The organism is Streptomyces sp. NPDC006458 (assembly GCF_040612135.1).
Classification (GTDB): Bacteria; Actinomycetota; Actinomycetes; order Streptomycetales; family Streptomycetaceae; genus Streptomyces.
Window position 1 is genome coordinate 79108 of sequence record NZ_JBEXPR010000006.1, and the last position, 16222, is coordinate 95329.

Here is a 16222-nt window from a genome sequence, read left to right on the forward strand (position 1 = left end):
GTCGGCCCGGCCGGTCGGGGCTCCGTCGGCCCGGCCCGGTCCGGGCCGCGCCGGCGCCGCCCGCTCAGAAGGGCGAGGCCTTGTCCACCAGGTCCGCCCACGCCAGTCCGAAGATCAGCGCGGCGACCCCGAACAGGACGGCGCCCAGGGCGAGCGCGTAGAAGAGGACGATTTTCGCGGCGTCCCTGTGCTCCGCGAGCGTGCGCGGGCGGCGCGGGGGAAGTTCGGTCTGGCTCATCAGCGCCACCTCCTTCGAGGCCGCCTGCGAGGGGCCTCGGTCGGGCTGTTCCCATGATCGCACCGGGGACCGCCGTACGCCCGACGGGCCAGGTCAGTCCACCGCGCCCAGCCGGGAGTGGCGGGCCGCGACCAGTTCCAGCAGGGTGCGCCAGTCCTCCAGCACCCCCGCGTCCAGGCCCGGCACCCGGGCCGCGTCGTGCGCCTGCCGCAGGGTCAGTGCCTCCTCGGCGAGCGGGTCGCGGTCGAGGGCGGCGGCCTGCGCGGCGGTCATGGCGGCGCGGCCCGGCGCCGCTTCGAGGCCGCCCGGACAGCGCCCCGCGGGCACGTGCAACCGCACCAGCCGCGAGACGCGCTCGCCCAGCAGCGGCCGTACGGCGTCGGCGGCCGGCTCGGCGTGCCGGGTGCCGTCACCCGGTCGCAGTACACGGCCGACGGCGTGCACCAGTCCGGCGATCTGGAGCTCCTTGTCGGCGGGGTGGCCCCGGCGCAGCAGGGCCGCGGTCTGCAGGGAGTGCTCGTGCAGGTCGACCGGATCGCCGGGGGTGCGCACACCCCGGCACGCGCTCAGCAGGTCCATCAGCTCGTCGACGCCGCGCAGCTCCATGGGTCCGTCCTCCCGCAAGACAGCCGTAGCGGTACGCCAGCAGATCATGGCGACCTTTCGGCCGTGCCAACGGGATCTGAACGCCCCCGCGCCGCCGAAATTCCGTTCGAGCTCCGCTGTCGAACGGGTGGCGGCAAACGGGTTGATCTTGTAAGAAATAGGTGCAGAACGCTTGCGCTCCGAGGGTGCGCGACTTCGGATAGTTACCTCAAGTTTTCAGCCCGATCGAGCGCACCCCCGCTCATTTGGTTATCCTGATGCGCGACGGACAGCAGTACGGGTCCTACCCACACCCACGGTCCGTCCCGGGACGAGCCGGTGTACCACGGCCTGTTCCCGCACCAGGAAGGGCGCCACCGCGACCGAGGTTTTCCAGCCAGACCCGAGCGGGCGTCAGGTGCCGGAGCGCAGACTGACCGGAATGCCCGAGGGTGACCCGACACATAAGGAGTGCGCGGTGACACCGGAGAAAACGAATCGCGATCAACGCCCCAAGGAACGCACGGACCGTGCCGGCCGTCCCCCCGGCGAGATCGGCAACCTCGATGTATGGGCCCGATCGGCCCCGATCCGCCTCGCGGGCTACGAGGACGACCTCGCCGAGCCCCACATCCTGCCCAGCGTGGACTGAGCAGGAGTCCTTGGCGCATGGGCGTGCGGGACCCACGCCCATGCCGAAGCGATCCGCTTCACCGCCGACGCCACCCCGCGAGGGCGTGACCGTACCCGATTTCCGCTCTGCCGGGCCGGCCCGTCGCGTCACCCGGCCGGCTCGTCGGCGAGCACCGACAGGATCAGACGGGCGTCCGCGACGGTCGTGGCCAGCGGGCCGTTCTCCGACATGCCGAACCAGTCGCCGTCACTGATCCCGGCCGGCACCGTCCCGTGCCCCGGCTTGATGGTGACCAGGCCGCAGTTGGCCGCCGGTATGCGCAGCGAGCCCATGCCGTCGTTGCCGAGCGCGAGGGGCGCGAAGGCCGCCGCCACCGCGGCCGCGCTGCCGCCGGAGGAGCCGCCCGCGGTGCGCGCGGTGTCCCAGGGGTTGCGGGACGTGCCGTGGACGCCGTCGGTCGTGCCGAACACGCACAGCTCCGGCACGTTCGTCAGGCCCAGCACCACCGCGCCCGCGGCCCGCAGCCGGGCGACCGTCACATGGTCCTCCCCGGCGGGTGTCACCGGTGTGGCCGCCGAACCGATCCGCGTCGACTCGCCCCGCACCGCCAGGTTGTCCTTGACCGCCACCGGCACACCCGCCAGGGGAAGTTCGCCCAGGTCGTCCCGCGCGCCGACCTCGTCGGCCTCGGCGAGCGCCGCCCGCGCCCGGACCACCCGGAAGGCCCCGATCCGCCCGTCCAGCCGCTCGATCCGCGCGAGATGCTCCGCCACCACCTCACGCGGCGGCACCCGCTTCTCCCGTACGGCGGCGGCGATGTCGACGGCGGTTCGGCCCACCCAACTGGTCACGGCGGCTCCTCAGGACGGGGGCTACTGGCGAGTACGCAGGGAGAACTCTGCCCTCGCGAGGGGCGTACGTCGAGAGGCCGGAGCCCTGTTCCCGCGCTCCGGGGCAAGGGGAACGCAGGGCACGGTTCGAAGTGCGCGCGGTGGGGGAGCTGTACACCTCGTCGGCCCCCGTGACCGTGACCCGCGCCCCGGTGGCACAGAGACGACCCACGGAGCACCCCCATGCATGACGACCGCACTCTCGTCGAGGCCCGGCTGAGGCGTGTCCTCGACGAACGCGTCCGCCCCGCCGTGTACCCCGAGTCCGTGCCGCTGGAGGTGGCCGTCTGGCACGCCCCGGACGAGCCGGTCCCGGTGGCCGAGGGACTCGCGGCCGAACCCGGCCCGATCGAGGTGGGCTCCCGGTGGGGCGCGCCCTGGGGGACGAGCTGGTTCCGGGTCACGGGGACGGTGCCGCGGGCGTGGGCCGGGCGGACCGTCGAGGCGATCCTGGATCTCGGCTTCGACGAGAACATGCCGGGTTTCCAGTGCGAGGGCCTGGTGTACCGGCCCGACGGCACCCCCGTGAAGGGCCTCAACCCGCGCAACCAGTGGGTGCGCGTCGGCGCGCCCGTCACCGGCGGCGAGGAGGTGCGCCTGCACATCGAGGCCGCCTCCAACCCCGTCATCCTCGGCTACCACCCTTTCCGGCCCACCTCGCTGGGCGACAAGGAGACGGCCGGCGGCGAACCTCAGTACACGCTCACCCGCATGGACCTCGCCGTCTTCGACGAGACGGTGTGGCAACTGGGGCTCGACCTGGAGGTGCTCGGCGAGCTCATGGCCGAGCTGCCCGTGGACGCGCCGCGCCGCTGGGAGATCCTGCGGGCCGTGGAGCGGGCGCTGGACGCGGTCGATCTCCAGGACGTCAACGGCACGGCGGAGCGGGCCCGTTCACTTCTGCGGCCCGCGCTGTCCGTCCCCGCCGCGCCCTCCGCGCACCGACTCAGCGCCGTCGGCCACGCGCACATCGACTCGGCCTGGCTGTGGCCGCTGCGCGAGACCGTGCGCAAGGTGGCCCGAACGACGGCCGGCATGACGGCCCTGCTGGAGGACGAGCCGGAGTTCGTCTTCGCCATGTCCCAGGCGCAGCAGTGGGCGTGGGTGAAGGAGCACCGGCCCGAGGTGTGGGTGAGGGTGCGCGAAGCGGTGGAGGGCGGGCGGTTCGTGCCGGCCGGCGGCATGTGGGTGGAGTCGGACACCAACATGCCGGGGTCGGAGGCGATGGCCCGGCAGTTCGTGCACGGCAAGCGGTTCTTCCTCGACGAGTTCGGCATCGAGAACGACGAGGCCTGGCTGCCCGACACCTTCGGCTTCGCCGCGGGCCTGCCGCAGATCATCAGGGCGGCCGGCTCAAGGCGGCTGCTGACGCAGAAGATCTCCTGGTCGCAGACCAACGAGTTCCCGCACCACACCTTCCGGTGGGAGGGCATCGACGGCACCCGGATCTTCACCCACTTCCCGCCTGTCGACACCTACAACTGCTCGATGCGGGGCAGCGAGATCGCCCACGCCGTCCGCAACTTCAAGGACAAGGGCGTCGCCCGCCACTCCCTCGCCCCCACCGGCTGGGGCGACGGAGGCGGCGGCACCACCCGCGAGATGGTCGCCAAGGCCGCCCGGCTGCGCGACCTGGAGGGCTCGCCGACCGTCGAGTGGGAGACCCCGGCGGCCTTCTTCGACAAGGCCGAGGCCGAGTACCCCGAGCCGCCCGTCTGGGTCGGCGAGCTCTACCTCGAACTCCACCGCGCCACCTTCACCAGTCAGGCCCTGACCAAGCAGGGCAACCGGCGCAGCGAACACCTCCTGCGCGAGGCCGAGCTGTGGGCGGCCACGGCCGCCGTGCGCACCGGATTCCCCTACCCCTACGAGGAGTTGGACCGCCTCTGGAAGACGGTCCTGCTCCACCAGTTCCACGACATCCTGCCCGGCTCCTCCATCGCCTGGGTGCACCGCGAGGCCCGCCGCACCTACGCCCGCGTGGCCGAGGAACTGAACGGTGTCATCGACGCGGCCCAGCGCGCGCTGGTGGGGGAGGGCGGACGGGAACTGGTCCTCAACTCCGCCCCGCACAGCAGGGACGGCATCCCGGCCGGCGGAGCCGGCACTCCCGCCGAGCCCCGGGCCGTGACCCGCGAACCCCGCCCCGGGGGCGGCTTCGTGCTCGACAACGGGCTGCTCCGCGTCGAGATCGACGCCGCCGGGCTGGTCGTCTCGGCGTACGACGCCGAGGCCGACCGGGAGACCGTCGCGCCGGGCCGGGCGGCGAACCTGCTCCAGCTCCACCCGGACCTCCCGAACATGTGGGACGCCTGGGACGTCGACAGGTTCTACCGCAACACGGTCACCGACCTCACCGACGCCGACGAGGTCACCGCCGCCGAGGACGGCGCCTCCGTGCGGGTCGTGCGGTCCTTCGGGGCCTCCCGCGTCACCCAGGTGCTCACACTGGCACCGGGTGAGCGGCGGCTGGTCCTGGACACCGAGGTCGACTGGCACGAGACGGAGAAGTTCCTCAAACTGGCCTTCCCGCTGGATGTGCACGCCGAACGGTACGCGTCGGAGACCCAGTTCGGGCATGTGCACCGGCCCACGCACACCAACACCAGTTGGGAGGCCGCCAGGTTCGAGGCATGCAACCACCGGTTCGTGCACGTGGCGGAGCCCGGCTGGGGCGTGGCGATCGTCAACGACTCGACGTACGGCCACGACGTGACCCGCACGGTCCGCACCGACGGCGACCTCGGCACGACGACCACGGTCCGGGTCTCGCTGCTGCGCGCGCCCCGCTTCCCGGACCCCGAGACCGACCAGGGTGTCCACCGGTTCCGGCACGCCCTGGTGCCGGGTGCGGGGATCGGTGACGCGGTCCGCGAGGGCTGGCGGACGAACCTGCCGGAGCGCCGGCTGACCGGTGCGCACGAGGTCGCGCCCCTGGTCGCCGTCGACCAGGACGCGGTCGTGGTCACGGCCGTGAAGCTGGCCGACGACGGCAGCGGTGATGTGGTGGTCCGCTTCCACGAGGCCCGCGGAGGCCGCTGCCGTGCCACCCTGACAGCGGACTTCGGCGTGGCGCGGGTCGAGGTCACGGATCTGCTGGAGCGCGCCCTGCCCGAGGCGGCCGCGCCGCGGCTGGACGGCGGCCGGATCGCCGTACGCCTGCGGCCGTTCGAGCTGATGACCCTGCGGCTGAAGCGGACCGGCCCCGGCGGGGCATGACGGCGGGTCACGGACGGCGGACCGGCCTGTCCAGCCGGGTCGGCGGCAGATACTCCCGCACATACGTCCGCTCCCAGCACGCCCCCGTCTCCCGCAGCTCCCGCCAGGTCGTGTACCGGTACCGGAAGAGACTGGCCCGCACGAACCTCGGCGGGGTGCCGGGCGGGAACGGTGAGCGGCGCAGCAGCTTCAGTGTCGCCCGGTCGTCCTCCAGCAGCCGTTCGACCAGCACCCCGAACCATGCCCCGGCATAGCCGGGCGACAGCCCCGCGAACCACATCAGCCAGTCCAGCCGCAGATGGTAGGGCGCGAACTGCCGGGGCCAGCGCCGGGGATCACCCGGCTTGCCCCTGAACTCGTACTCCCGCCAGTCGGACTCGGCTCGCGGGGCGTCGTCCAGGGTGCCCTCGATCACCACCTCGTAGCGGAACTGGTTGACGCTGCCGAACGCGCCATAGGTGTTGACCAGGTGCAACGGGTCGAAGGAGCGGTTCATGACCTGGCGCCGGGAGATCATGTTCAGCACCGGGCGGTAGCTGAGGAAGACGATCAGCGCGGCCACGGCGAGCACGACCACCTCGTACCAGAGCGGGGCGTCCGGCACGGACGGCGGGTCGGCGGGGAAGCGCACCGCCGACAGGGCCAGCACGATGGTGATCCAGTTCAGCCAGGCGAAGTTGCCGGACAGCACCAGCCACAGCTGGGTGACGATCATCAGCGCGGCGGCGGCCGAGGCGACCGGCTGGGGAGTGAACAGCAGCAGGGGCACGCCGAGTTGTACGACATGGTTGGCGGCGACCTCGACGCGGTGCAGCGGGCGCGGCAGATGATGGAAGAACCAGCTCAGCGGGCCCGGCATCGGCTGGGTCTCGTGGTGGTAGTCCAGGCACGTCAGGTTCCGCCAGCAGGCGTCCCCGCGCATCTTGATCAGACCCGCGCCGAACTCCACCCGGAACAGGATCCAGCGCAGCAGGAACAGCACCACGATCGGCGGGGCCACCTCGTCGTTGCCGAGGAACGCGGCGAGGAAGCCGACCTCCAGCAGCAGGGACTCCCAGCCGAACGCGTACCAGGTCTGGCCGACGTTGACGACCGACAGATACAGCACCCAGGGCAGCAGCCACAGCAGCATCCCGCCCCACAGCGGCAGCCAGGAGTCCAGCCCGGCGAGCAGCGCCGCCGACACCGCGCAGCCCGCCCACGCACAGGCCGCGAAGAAGCGGTCGGAGTAGTGGAGTTGGAACACGCTGGGCGCGTCCCGAAAGCGCACCCGGGCGACGAAACGGGGGACCGGCAGCATGCCGCGCTCGCCCATCAGTGCCCGGAACTGCAGGGCCGCCGTCAGGAACGCCGTCAGATACACGGCGGCCAGGGCCCGCTGGAAGACCAGCCGGCTCATCCAGTAGTCGGGTGCGGTGAACCAGTCCACGGCCGTCGCTCCTCTGCTCCCGTTCCGACAAGCCCTTCACGGTCACGCTGTGTGTCCACCCGCTCCGCTTGCGTAACCCAAGTGAGTGAAGCAAACAATGGTGAGGTATTGCCCGAGACCAGGCGGGAGAACGTGGTGAGGTCACCCATCCGAACCCTCGTCACCGCGATCGCGCTGCTGGCGGCGCTCGTCGTCGCCGGCTGTGCCGGCGCCGACACAGAGCCCGGCCGGGCGGCCGGCGGCGAGGTCTTCCTCCAGCCGGTCGCGGCCCAGGGCCCCGACCCCTTCACGGACTCCACGGCCGATCCGACGGCGAAGCCCGCGCCCGTCACCCCGACGCCGCGCGGCTCCGAGGCCCTGGCCCGGCCGCGCCTCGTCTCCGGTGCCACAGCCGGCCTGTACGGCGGCGCCGAAGGGGTCGGCAGCTGTGACGTGCGGCGGCAGATCGGCCACCTCACCGCGGACCCGGCCAAGGCCCGCGCCTTCGCCGACGTCGAGGGCATCGGCGCGCAGGCCGTTCCCGGCTATCTGCGCGGCCTGACCCCGGTCCAGCTGCGTGCCGACACCCGGGTCACCAACCACGGCTGGCGCGAGGGCAGGACGACCGTCTTCCAGTCGGTCCTGCAGTCCGGTACCGCCGTCCTCGTCGACACCAGGGGAGTGCCCCGGGTGCGCTGCGCCTGCGGCAACCCCCTGCTGCCGCCGACCGGGACGAGCGGCCCCGAGTCGACCACCGGCACGGCCTGGTCCGGCTACCGCCCGGCCGAGGTGGTCGTGGTGACCCCGGCGCCGAAGGTGATCACCCACATCACCATCATCGACATCGTCCACCGCACCTGGATCGAGCGGCGGTGCGGCCAGGACGCCCGCCACGACCGTCCGGTGGCCCCGCCCGCGTGGGTGACCCGGCCCCCGTCCCCCAGCGAGCCGGACAGCCCGAGCGCGAGTTCGAGCGCCCCGGGCACCGGCACGCCGAGTACGGGCACCTCGACGCCCCGCCCATGGCCCCCCGGCCGGCCGAGCCCCGACACGTCGAGCCCCGACACGTCGAGCCCGAGCGCGCCCGACCAGGACCCGCGGGACCAGAACAGCGCGTCCCCCGACGCCTCGGAGCCCGGCCGGTCCCCGGCCGACTGCTTCGTGACCCCGACCGTCACGGTCACGACGGGCGCCACCCGGCCCGCCGCGCCGCCCACGGCCACCGGCTGCCCCACGGCCACGGTGACCGCCACGCCCCGAAGCACCCGGCCGCCGAGCGCGCCCGGCACCGGGACGTCACCGGGCGCCGGCACCGTCGGCCCGCAGACCGTTCCGGACACCCCCGACCTGCCCGACGGCGGCGGCCTGGTCCCCGACGACCGGGCCGCGCCCCGGGCCACGGGGATCGTCTTCGGCAGCCCCCTCGGCGTCTTCGACGGGTGAGACGGCCACCCGTGGCGGGGCCGCCCGGCCGGGAGGCCCCGCTCGAAGAATCGGTCAAACCCTGGCAAGGTGGGCCCATGGGTGATCGGGGAGCGGGCACGATGTCACTCCCGGACGACTGGCCCGACCACGCGCACGCGATTCTCGTGCTCAACCGCATGGGCAGTTTCGACTGGGACCTGGACGCCGGCCTGATGGTGATGGACGCCCAGGCCCACGAGATCTTCGACATGTTCCCCGAGGAGTACGACGACCGCCCCGAGACCCTGGCCATCCGCGTGCCGCCCAACGAGGGCCGCAGGCTGGACGCCACCGTCTCGCAGGCGCTCAAGGACGGCAGCGAGAACTACGGCGCCTACTTCCGCATCCGCCGCCGCGACGGCACCCAGCAGTGGACCCACACCCAGGGCTACATCCGCCGCGACGAGACCGGCCGGCCCCGCCGGATCATCGGCATCGTCCGCGACGCCACCCAGGAACTCGCCGACATCGCGACCCGGCGCGAACGGCTCGAACAGGACAACGCGCTGCGCGAACAGACCAGCGTCGTCCAGCTGACCACGGCCGCCCTCGCCCACGCCCGCACCGTCCAGGACGTCATCGACGTCCTCAAGGACACCCACGGGCTCACCCACCTCGGCGCCACGAGCCTGGTGATGGGCCTCGTCGAGGCGGGCCGCATCCGGCTGATCGCCGAGGGACCCACGGGCAGCTTCGTCCCCGGAACCGACGTCACCGGCCTCGACGAGCCCTACCCGATGAGCGAGGTGGTACGGACCCTGAGCCCCCGCTTCATCGAGTCCCCCGAGGAGTTCGCGGCCGGCTACCCCGTCCTGTGGCCGCACATCACCGGCCTCAGAATCACCTCGGCGGCCTATCTGCCGCTGATCGTGCAGGCCCGTCCCATCGGCGCGATGGGCCTGCTCTACAGCAACCGCCACGGCTTCACCGCCGAGGAGCGCAACATCCTCGTCGCCCTCGGCAGCAGCATCGCCCAGAGCCTGCAGCGGGCCATGTTCTACGAGCAGGAGAAGGACATCGCCCAGGGCCTCCAGCAGGCCATGCTCCCGCGCACCATCCCCAGCGTGCGCGGCGCCGACGTCGCCGTCCGCTACCGCGCCGCCACCATCGGCGGCTCCCTGGGCCGGGACATCGGCGGCGACTGGTACGACCTCATCCCGCTGCCCGGCGGCCGCGTCGGCGCCGTCATCGGAGACGTCCAGGGCCACGACACGCACGCCGCCGCCGTCATGGGCCAGCTGCGGATCGTGCTGCGCGCCTACGCCGCCGAGGGCCACACCCCGGCGACCGTGATGGCCCGCGCCTCCGTCTTCCTGCACGAACTCGACACCGACCGCTTCGCGACCTGTCTGTACGCCGAGGCCGACCTGGCCACCGGAGTGGTCCAGGTGGTGCGCGCGGGGCACATCGACCCGCTGGTGCGGCAGGCGGACCGCACCTGCCGCCGGATCCCCGTCGCGGGCGGGCTGCCGCTCGGGCTGTCCGCGGAATTCGGCAGCCTGGAGTACCCGGTGTCCACCATCGAGCTCGACCCCGGGCACACGCTGCTGCTGTGCACCGACGGCCTGGTCGAGCAGCCGGGCGCCGACCTGGACGACGGCATGCGCGCTCTCACCGCGCTGATCGCCGCGGGCCCCGAGGACGTGCGCCGCCTCGCCGACATGCTCATCGACCTCGCCGAGGAGCGGGGCGGCGACGACGACGTGGCGCTGCTCCTGCTGCACCGCCGCGGCCTGGACGCGCCCGCCGGCCGTGGCCGGCTCCAGCAGCACGTGGCCCCCGGCGACCCGGAGGCCCTGCACGAGGCCCGTCACATGGTCCGCGCCGCCGTGCGCACCTGGGGTGCCCGGGACCGCGCCGACGAGATCGAACTCGTCGCCGACGAGCTGATCACCAACGCCCTCATGCACACCGAGGGCGCCGCGATCGTCACCCTGCGGGCCCTCGCCGGCGGCCGCCGGCTGCGCGTCGAGGTCGAGGACTCCTCCAGTGCCCTGCCCCGGCGCCGCGAGGCGGGCGAGTCCGGGGTCTCCGGCCGCGGACTGCTCCTGGTCCACCTGCTCACCGACGACTGGGGCGTGGAGGCGCGCGGCGGCGGCAAGTGCGTGTGGTGCGAGTTCGAGGTGCCGGAAGCCGAACGGCGGCCCAGGAGGCGGACCTGAGCGTTCCGCTCCCTGATGGCACCCTGGACCTATGCCGGAACTCCCCGAGGTCGAAGCGCTCAAGGACTTCCTCACCGAGCACCTGACCGGTCATGAGATCGTCCGTGCGCTGCCCGTCGCGATCAGCGTCCTGAAGACGTACGACCCTCCGCTGTCGGCCCTCGAAGGCCGTACGGTCACCGGCGCGGGACGCCGTGGCAAGTTCCTGGTCCTGGCCACCGACGGCGGCCCGCACCTGGTCACGCATCTCGCCCGCGCGGGCTGGCTGCAGTGGAAGGACCGCCTCCCGGACGGCATGCCCAGGCCTGGCAAGGGCCCCCTCGCCCTGCGCGTCGCCCTGGAGACGGGCGCGGGCTTCGACCTGACGGAGGCCGGCACCCAGAAACGCCTGGCCGTGTACGTCGTCCGGGATCCGCAGGAGGTCCCCGGCATCGCCCGCCTCGGCCCGGACCCGCTCGCCGACGACTTCGACGAGGCCGCGTTCGCCGCGCTGCTGAAGGACGAGCGCCGTCAGATCAAGGGCGCCCTGCGCGACCAGAGCCTGATCGCCGGGGTGGGCAACGCCTACAGCGACGAGATCCTGCACGCGGCGAAGATGTCCCCCTTCAAACTGGCGGCCAAGCTGACCCCGGCCGAGACCCGGACCCTCCACGGGGCCCTGCGCGCCACCCTGACGGAGGCGGTCGAGCGTTCCCGGGGCCTGGCCGCCGGACGTCTGAAGGCGGAGAAGAAGAGCGGCCTGCGCGTCCACGGCCGCACCGGCGAGCCCTGCCCGGTGTGCGGCGACACCATCCGCGAGGTCTCCTTCAGCGACTCCTCCCTCCAGTACTGCCCCACCTGCCAGACCGGCGGCAAACCGCTCGCGGACCGCCGGATGTCCCGGCTGCTGAAGTGATGCCGGCCGGACTGTCAGTGGGGTGTCATAGATTGGTCCGAACGTGATCAGTGCCCGCACGCACCGCACCGGGAGGCCTCAGTGAGCACCCTGCCCGACCGTCCGCACACCGCCGTGCTCGTCATCGACTTCCAGAAGGACGTGGTGGCCTCGGCACACGACCGCGAGGGCGTCACCGCCAACATCGCCGCTCTGGTCGACCGCGCCAGAGCCGAGGACGTGCCGGTGGTGTGGGTGCAGCACTCGGACGACCACATGCCCCGGGGCAGCGAGGGCTGGGAGTACGTGCCGGAGCTGGTGCGGCGGGAGGGCGAGCCCGTCGTGCACAAGCACTTCGGCGACTCCTTCGAGGGCACCGATCTGGAGGAGGTCCTCGCCGAGCGGGGGATCGGCCGGATCTTCGTCACCGGCGCGCAGACCGACGCCTGTATCCGCTCGACCGTCCACGGCGCCTTCACCCGCGGCTACGACGTCTTCCTGGTCGGCGACGCCCACACCACGGAGGACCTCAGCGCGTACGGCGCCCCGGCCCCGGCGCTGGTGATCGCGCACACCAACCTCTACTGGAACGAGCAGCGGGCCCCCGGCCGCAGCGCGGGCACCGTGGCGACGAAGGACGTCGACCTCCTCACCGCACCGGGATCGTGACCAGCCGCTCCCCGGCCATGGTGCGCACCTCGTAGCGGGCTATCTCCTCCGGGTGCAGGGCGGCGCCGCCCTCCGTGGAGGTGGGGCGGGCGTCGCGCGAGGAGGCGGTCCAGGTGGTGACCGTCTCCTCGGTGCCGTCATGGCCGACCGCGACCAGTCGGCACACCCGCGGACCGGCCGCGTCCTTGACCTCCAGGGACACCTCGCTGCCCCACGGCTCGGCCACGGCCGTGACCTGCGCCCACACCCCCGAGCGCTCGTCGGTCGCCTCGACCCGCAGGGGGTCGCCGCCGCCCCCGGCCGCCAGCGCGATCGCCGGTCCGGCGACCGCCAGCACCACCGCGGCCGCCACGGCGTACAGCGAGCGCCGGTGCCGGGCCCGGGTGCGTGCGGCGACCTCGCCGAGCAGCCGGTCCAGCAGCCGCGGCCCGGGGGCCGCCATGGGGTGCACGGCACGCGGGGTGGCGGTGCGGTAGAGCATCAACTGACGGGTGACAGGCCCGAATTCGGTCACGTGCGCGCTGCACCGCGGGCACTCCATGAGGTGGTCCTCGAAGCGGAAGGACTCCGCCTCGTCCAGCACGCCGAGCGCGTAGGCGGCGACGTCGCGATGCCGTTCCAGGGACCTCATGCCGAATCCTCGTGCCGTTGAGTGCGGGTGGGGTTACTCCTTGCTCCCATCCGTACGCACCGGGCCGCCGAATCACTCAAGCCACGCGCGAATCGGCGCCAAGGGATTCGGAGCCGTCGGGCCCCCGGATTGGTCGCGTCCCGAAAAAGGTCGCGATCGGCTCGGTGGGGGTGGCGACGACTCCCCGAGGGGTGCGCCGTGCGGGGCCCGGGGGATCAGAAGAGGCTGATCGCGAGGTGCCCGAGGGGAAGTCCCAGCTGCCAGGCCGGAGTCCACACCTTCGGGCTCTCGTCCTCCCCCACACCCCCGCCGGGAACGGCGTTGAGGTCCGGGGCGAGCAGCTCGGTCTCGTCCAGCCAGCGCCAGGCGGCGGCGGCCAGTTCCAGGTCGGGCGCGGGGCCCGTGGCGGCGGCCGCCTCCTCGGTGAGTTCGGCCATGCGCCCGCGCACCCAGTCCTGCCAGGGCTGGTCGTAGGCCGTCAGCGACAGCCAGGTCTCCAGCTGCGTGACCACGCGGATCCCGGACAGCTCGCCCTCGGTGTCGGAGAGGAAGACCGTGAGCGCCAGCGCGTCGCGGCCGGCCCGGAACTCGAAGGACGTCGGGGGCATCAGGTCCCCCGACCGCAGCAGCTCGTCGGCGATGTACTCGGCGTACAACCACGCCATGGGGACCGTGAGTTCCCCGCCGCCGTGGCCGTCCGTGCTCTGATGACCTCTGTGCTGCATCCCTTCCTGCCTTCCTCCGGTGCGTGCGCGTCGCCCGACCCCGGGCCCCGGTGGTGAAGGGCCCATCCGGAACACGGATGAGGACAGCCGATTACTCAACCGGGGTCCCGGGCAAGGCGCTTTACAGAGGTTTGACTCGACGGTCGGTTTCACCGCAGGTCGGCCGCGTATCCCGGTAGCACCCGGCGCAGGGCGCGCAGCGCGTAGTACGCGCGGGACTTCACGGTACCGGGTGGAATCCCCAGGGTTTGTGCCGCTTCCGCCACACTCGCCCCTTGGAAATACACGAGCACCAGGACTTCACGGTGCTCCGGAGTGAGTGTCTTCACAGCCTCGCGCACATCGACCGTCGCGGCCGACCGCTCGGCGTGGTCGGCGCACACCCGCGCGTTGTCCAGCACGGCGTCCCCGACCTCGGCCGGACGCGCCCGGCGGGCCCGTCGCGCGTCGATGGCGAGCCGCCGGGCCACGGTCAGCAGCCAGGGCCGTACGGACTCGAAGGCGTCGGCGCGCAGCGCCTCGGGATGCTGCCAGGCGCGGACCAGGGTCTCCTGCACAAGGTCCTCGGCGCGTTGCCGGTCGCCGTCGCAGAGCCGCAGGAGCAGCGCGAAGAGGGGCCGGCCGTGCTCCCGCTGCAAGGCGGCGAGCTCGTGCTCGGCGGTCGTCGTCCCGGGGGCGAGAGTCGTCACGGCCGTCATGGGCGTATGGCATCGCAGCGATCCGTGCCGGGACAGGGCGTGCGCACAGATGTGCGGCGGACGGTCGAACGCGTCGACGAACGGTTCGACGAACGGTCTCGGACACCTCCATCCGCGCGGACCGGACGGGTTAAAGGGGGTGCGGGGGTCGTTTGCGGTGCCGTTCACCTTCGTACCTATTGGTCAGTAAATATGACCAATGTGAGGTGAACGGATGATCGCACGCAGACGGCAGGTCGCCCTCGCCCTGACCGCCCTCCTCACCGCGGGCGCCGCCTGTCAGGCCCAGCACCACGAACCCAGAGCCGGACACCCGGCCCCCAGCGCCGCCGACCCCCGCGGCTTCACCCTCGTCGCCTCCGGGGACGTCCTGCCGCACAGCTCGATCATCGACCGGGCGCGATTCGACGCCGGCGGCACCGGCTACGACTTCCGCCCGATGCTCTCCGGCATCGAACCCGTCGTCGCCCGTGCCGACCTGGCGCTGTGTCACATGGAGACCGTCTACGGCGAGAACGGCGACTTCACCGGCTACCCCGCCTTCAAGTCCCCGCCCGAGATCGCCCCGGCCCTCGCCGCCACCGGCTACGACGGCTGCTCCACCGCCTCCAACCACAGCCTCGACGACGGCGCCGCCGGCGTCCAGCGCACCCTCGACGCCCTCGACCGGGCGGGCGTACGGCACGCGGGCACGGCCCGCACCGAGGCCGAGGCGGGCACGGTCACCGTACTGCGGGCCGGCGCGGCGAAGGTCGCGCACCTGTCCTACACCTACGACACCAACGGCTTCCCGATGCCCGCCGGACAGCCGTGGGCCGTGAACCTCATCGACGAACAGCGCATGATCGCCGACGCCCGCGCGGCCCGGCGGGCGGGCGCCGACGTGGTCGTGATGTCCGTGCACTGGGGCACCGAGTGGCAGGACGCCCCCGACGACCGGCAGCTCGCCCTGGCCCGCGCCCTCACCGCGTCCCGCACGAACGGCCGCCCGGACATCGACCTGATCCTCGGCACCCACGCCCATGTCCCACAGGCGTACGAGAAGGTCAACGGGACCTGGGTGATCTACGGGATGGGCGACCAGATCGCCGGCGAGATGGTCAACCACGAGGGCGTCCGCGACCCGCGCGGCAATCAGTCCAGCGTCGGCCGCTTCACCTTCGCCCCGCCCGGCAGGCCCGGCGGCCGCTGGGAGGTCACGAAGGCCGAGTTCGTGCCGCAGCTGTTCGACGTCGACGCGGGCCGGGTCCTCGACCTCAACGCCGCGCTCCGCCAGGGCGCCGACGTCAGCGCCGTACGCGACCGGATCCGGGACGTCGTCCTCAGCCGGGGCGCGGCCCAGGACGGACTGGTGATGGCGAGGTGACGGGTCCTCAGGGCCTGCCCGAGCGGTCCTACGGGACGACCGTCACCGGCCAGCGGCCGGCCTTCACCAGCCGGATCGCCACCGAACCGACGATGCGGTGGCCGGCCTGCTCCGAGGCGCCGACGACCACGGCGTCCGCCTTGAGCTCGTCGGCCGCCTGCACCAGACCGCTGTAGGGATCACCGCGGAGGGTGTGGAACTCCCAGCGCACGTCGAATATCCCCTTGACCCGTTCGGCGGCCTCGCGGATCTGCGCCACCAGATCCTCCGCGATCTCGCCGGTCGCCTCCGCCACGGGCGCCCCCAGCGCCGCGCCCGCCGCCGGCACGGGCTGCACGTACACGACCGCGAGCAGCGCTCGCTGCCGCCGGGCCAGACCGCTCGCGTAGGCCGCGGCCCGCAGCGAGGAGTCCGAGCCGTCGACCCCGACCATGATGACCTTGGGGCCGTCGGTGCCTCGCTCGAACCGGTGCTGATCCGTCACAGCCGAGAATCTAGCGGAACCCGGGACTCCGCCCGCCGCCATCTCGCCCCGCCCCCGCCGGACCTGCCCCCGGGCCCCGACGGGCGAGCCGGCCGTGCGCCGGGCCGCCCACCCGCGGCCCGGGCATCGGCGTCGACCGGCTCGTCGGGTTCCTCACCGGCCTGACGAACCGTGA

General features: G+C 72.9%; 14 protein-coding genes and 1 pseudogene. 7 read left to right on the forward strand and 8 right to left on the reverse strand.

The features are described from left to right. Nucleotides 1–64: 64 nt before the first annotated feature. Both ABZZ79_RS10055 and ABZZ79_RS10060 read right to left on the reverse strand, forming a co-directional pair. The gene (locus ABZZ79_RS10055) at nucleotides 65–238 is read right to left on the reverse strand and encodes a hypothetical protein (RefSeq protein WP_356688429.1); all 174 of its coding nucleotides are present in this window, start codon (nucleotides 236–238) and stop codon (nucleotides 65–67) included. Nucleotides 239–331: 93 nt separating this feature from the next. Beyond that, complete coding sequence (locus tag ABZZ79_RS10060) at nucleotides 332–844, reverse strand: hypothetical protein (protein ID WP_356688431.1); 513 nt, start codon at nucleotides 842–844, stop codon at nucleotides 332–334. 457 nt (nucleotides 845–1301) lie between these two features. On the opposite strand from ABZZ79_RS10060, the gene ABZZ79_RS10065 reads away from it, so the two are divergent. After that, the gene (locus tag ABZZ79_RS10065) at nucleotides 1302–1475 is read left to right on the forward strand and encodes a hypothetical protein (protein WP_356688433.1); all 174 of its coding nucleotides are present in this window, start codon (nucleotides 1302–1304) and stop codon (nucleotides 1473–1475) included. 143 nt (nucleotides 1476–1618) lie between these two features. Here ABZZ79_RS10065 and ABZZ79_RS10070 read toward each other — a convergent pair. Next, nucleotides 1619–2308, reverse strand: a pseudogene (locus ABZZ79_RS10070) (amidase); the annotation flags it as partial. A gap of 222 nt (nucleotides 2309–2530) precedes the next feature. Between ABZZ79_RS10070 and ABZZ79_RS10075 the strand changes: the two are divergent. After that, nucleotides 2531–5566 (forward strand): glycoside hydrolase family 38 C-terminal domain-containing protein, encoded by a 3036-nt coding sequence (locus tag ABZZ79_RS10075; protein ID WP_356688435.1) that lies wholly within the window; start codon nucleotides 2531–2533, stop codon nucleotides 5564–5566. 7 nt (nucleotides 5567–5573) lie between these two features. Here the strand turns inward: ABZZ79_RS10075 and ABZZ79_RS10080 are convergent, their stop codons facing one another. Continuing rightward, nucleotides 5574–6995 carry a lipase maturation factor family protein gene (locus ABZZ79_RS10080; RefSeq protein ID WP_356688436.1) on the reverse strand — a complete coding sequence of 474 codons (1422 nt, stop codon included), beginning with the start codon at nucleotides 6993–6995 and terminating at the stop codon, nucleotides 5574–5576. Nucleotides 6996–7130: 135 nt separating this feature from the next. On the opposite strand from ABZZ79_RS10080, the gene ABZZ79_RS10085 reads away from it, so the two are divergent. The 4 genes from ABZZ79_RS10085 (at nucleotide 7131) to ABZZ79_RS10100 (ending at nucleotide 12143) form a co-directional block, all read left to right on the forward strand. After that, nucleotides 7131–8417, forward strand: coding sequence for a DUF6777 domain-containing protein (locus ABZZ79_RS10085; RefSeq protein ID WP_356688437.1), 1287 nt, complete (start codon nucleotides 7131–7133; stop codon nucleotides 8415–8417). Nucleotides 8418–8494: 77 nt separating this feature from the next. After that, nucleotides 8495–10600, forward strand: a complete 2106-nt coding sequence (locus ABZZ79_RS10090) for a SpoIIE family protein phosphatase (protein ID WP_356688438.1) — start codon at nucleotides 8495–8497, stop codon at nucleotides 10598–10600. Between the two features lie 31 nt (nucleotides 10601–10631). After that, complete coding sequence (locus ABZZ79_RS10095; protein WP_356688439.1) at nucleotides 10632–11495, forward strand: DNA-formamidopyrimidine glycosylase family protein; 864 nt, start codon at nucleotides 10632–10634, stop codon at nucleotides 11493–11495. A gap of 81 nt (nucleotides 11496–11576) precedes the next feature. Next, on the forward strand, nucleotides 11577–12143 hold the full coding sequence (locus tag ABZZ79_RS10100) for a cysteine hydrolase family protein (protein ID WP_356688440.1): 567 nt from the start codon (nucleotides 11577–11579) through the stop codon (nucleotides 12141–12143). Here the strand turns inward: ABZZ79_RS10100 and ABZZ79_RS10105 are convergent. The 3 genes from ABZZ79_RS10105 to ABZZ79_RS10115 form a co-directional block, all read right to left on the reverse strand. Beyond that, nucleotides 12124–12774 (reverse strand): zf-HC2 domain-containing protein, encoded by a 651-nt coding sequence (locus ABZZ79_RS10105; RefSeq protein WP_356688441.1) that lies wholly within the window; start codon nucleotides 12772–12774, stop codon nucleotides 12124–12126. The two genes, ABZZ79_RS10100 and ABZZ79_RS10105, sit on opposite strands and share 20 nt — an antisense overlap. A 215-nt stretch (nucleotides 12775–12989) precedes the next feature. Continuing rightward, the gene (locus tag ABZZ79_RS10110) at nucleotides 12990–13499 is read right to left on the reverse strand and encodes a hypothetical protein (RefSeq protein WP_356688442.1); all 510 of its coding nucleotides are present in this window, start codon (nucleotides 13497–13499) and stop codon (nucleotides 12990–12992) included. Nucleotides 13500–13648: 149 nt separating this feature from the next. Further along, the gene (locus ABZZ79_RS10115; protein WP_356688443.1) at nucleotides 13649–14197 is read right to left on the reverse strand and encodes a sigma-70 family RNA polymerase sigma factor; all 549 of its coding nucleotides are present in this window, start codon (nucleotides 14195–14197) and stop codon (nucleotides 13649–13651) included. A gap of 214 nt (nucleotides 14198–14411) precedes the next feature. Between ABZZ79_RS10115 and ABZZ79_RS10120 the strand changes: the two genes are divergently transcribed. After that, nucleotides 14412–15563: a CapA family protein gene (locus ABZZ79_RS10120; RefSeq protein WP_356688444.1), complete on the forward strand. Its 1152-nt coding sequence runs from the start codon at nucleotides 14412–14414 to the stop codon at nucleotides 15561–15563. A gap of 28 nt (nucleotides 15564–15591) precedes the next feature. On the opposite strand, the gene ABZZ79_RS10125 is transcribed toward ABZZ79_RS10120, so the two are convergent. Beyond that, on the reverse strand, nucleotides 15592–16047 hold the full coding sequence (locus tag ABZZ79_RS10125; protein WP_356688445.1) for a universal stress protein: 456 nt from the start codon (nucleotides 16045–16047) through the stop codon (nucleotides 15592–15594). Nucleotides 16048–16222 lie beyond the last annotated feature (175 nt).

Bases quoted from the DNA above. Each gene is read 5' to 3' on its own strand.
- ABZZ79_RS10055 (WP_356688429.1), bottom strand. From the start codon at position 238: ATGAGCCAGACCGAACTTCCCCCGCGCCGCCCGCGCACGCTCGCGGAG.
- ABZZ79_RS10060 (WP_356688431.1), bottom strand. From the start codon at position 844: ATGGAGCTGCGCGGCGTCGACGAGCTGATGGACCTGCTGAGCGCGTGC.
- ABZZ79_RS10075 (WP_356688435.1), top strand. From the start codon at position 2,531: ATGCATGACGACCGCACTCTCGTCGAGGCCCGGCTGAGGCGTGTCCTC.
- ABZZ79_RS10090 (WP_356688438.1), top strand. From the start codon at position 8,495: ATGGGTGATCGGGGAGCGGGCACGATGTCACTCCCGGACGACTGGCCC.
- ABZZ79_RS10095 (WP_356688439.1), top strand. From the start codon at position 10,632: ATGCCGGAACTCCCCGAGGTCGAAGCGCTCAAGGACTTCCTCACCGAG.
- ABZZ79_RS10105 (WP_356688441.1), bottom strand. From the start codon at position 12,774: ATGAGGTCCCTGGAACGGCATCGCGACGTCGCCGCCTACGCGCTCGGC.
- ABZZ79_RS10110 (WP_356688442.1), bottom strand. From the start codon at position 13,499: ATGCAGCACAGAGGTCATCAGAGCACGGACGGCCACGGCGGCGGGGAA.
- ABZZ79_RS10115 (WP_356688443.1), bottom strand. From the start codon at position 14,197: ATGACGGCCGTGACGACTCTCGCCCCCGGGACGACGACCGCCGAGCAC.
- ABZZ79_RS10120 (WP_356688444.1), top strand. From the start codon at position 14,412: ATGATCGCACGCAGACGGCAGGTCGCCCTCGCCCTGACCGCCCTCCTC.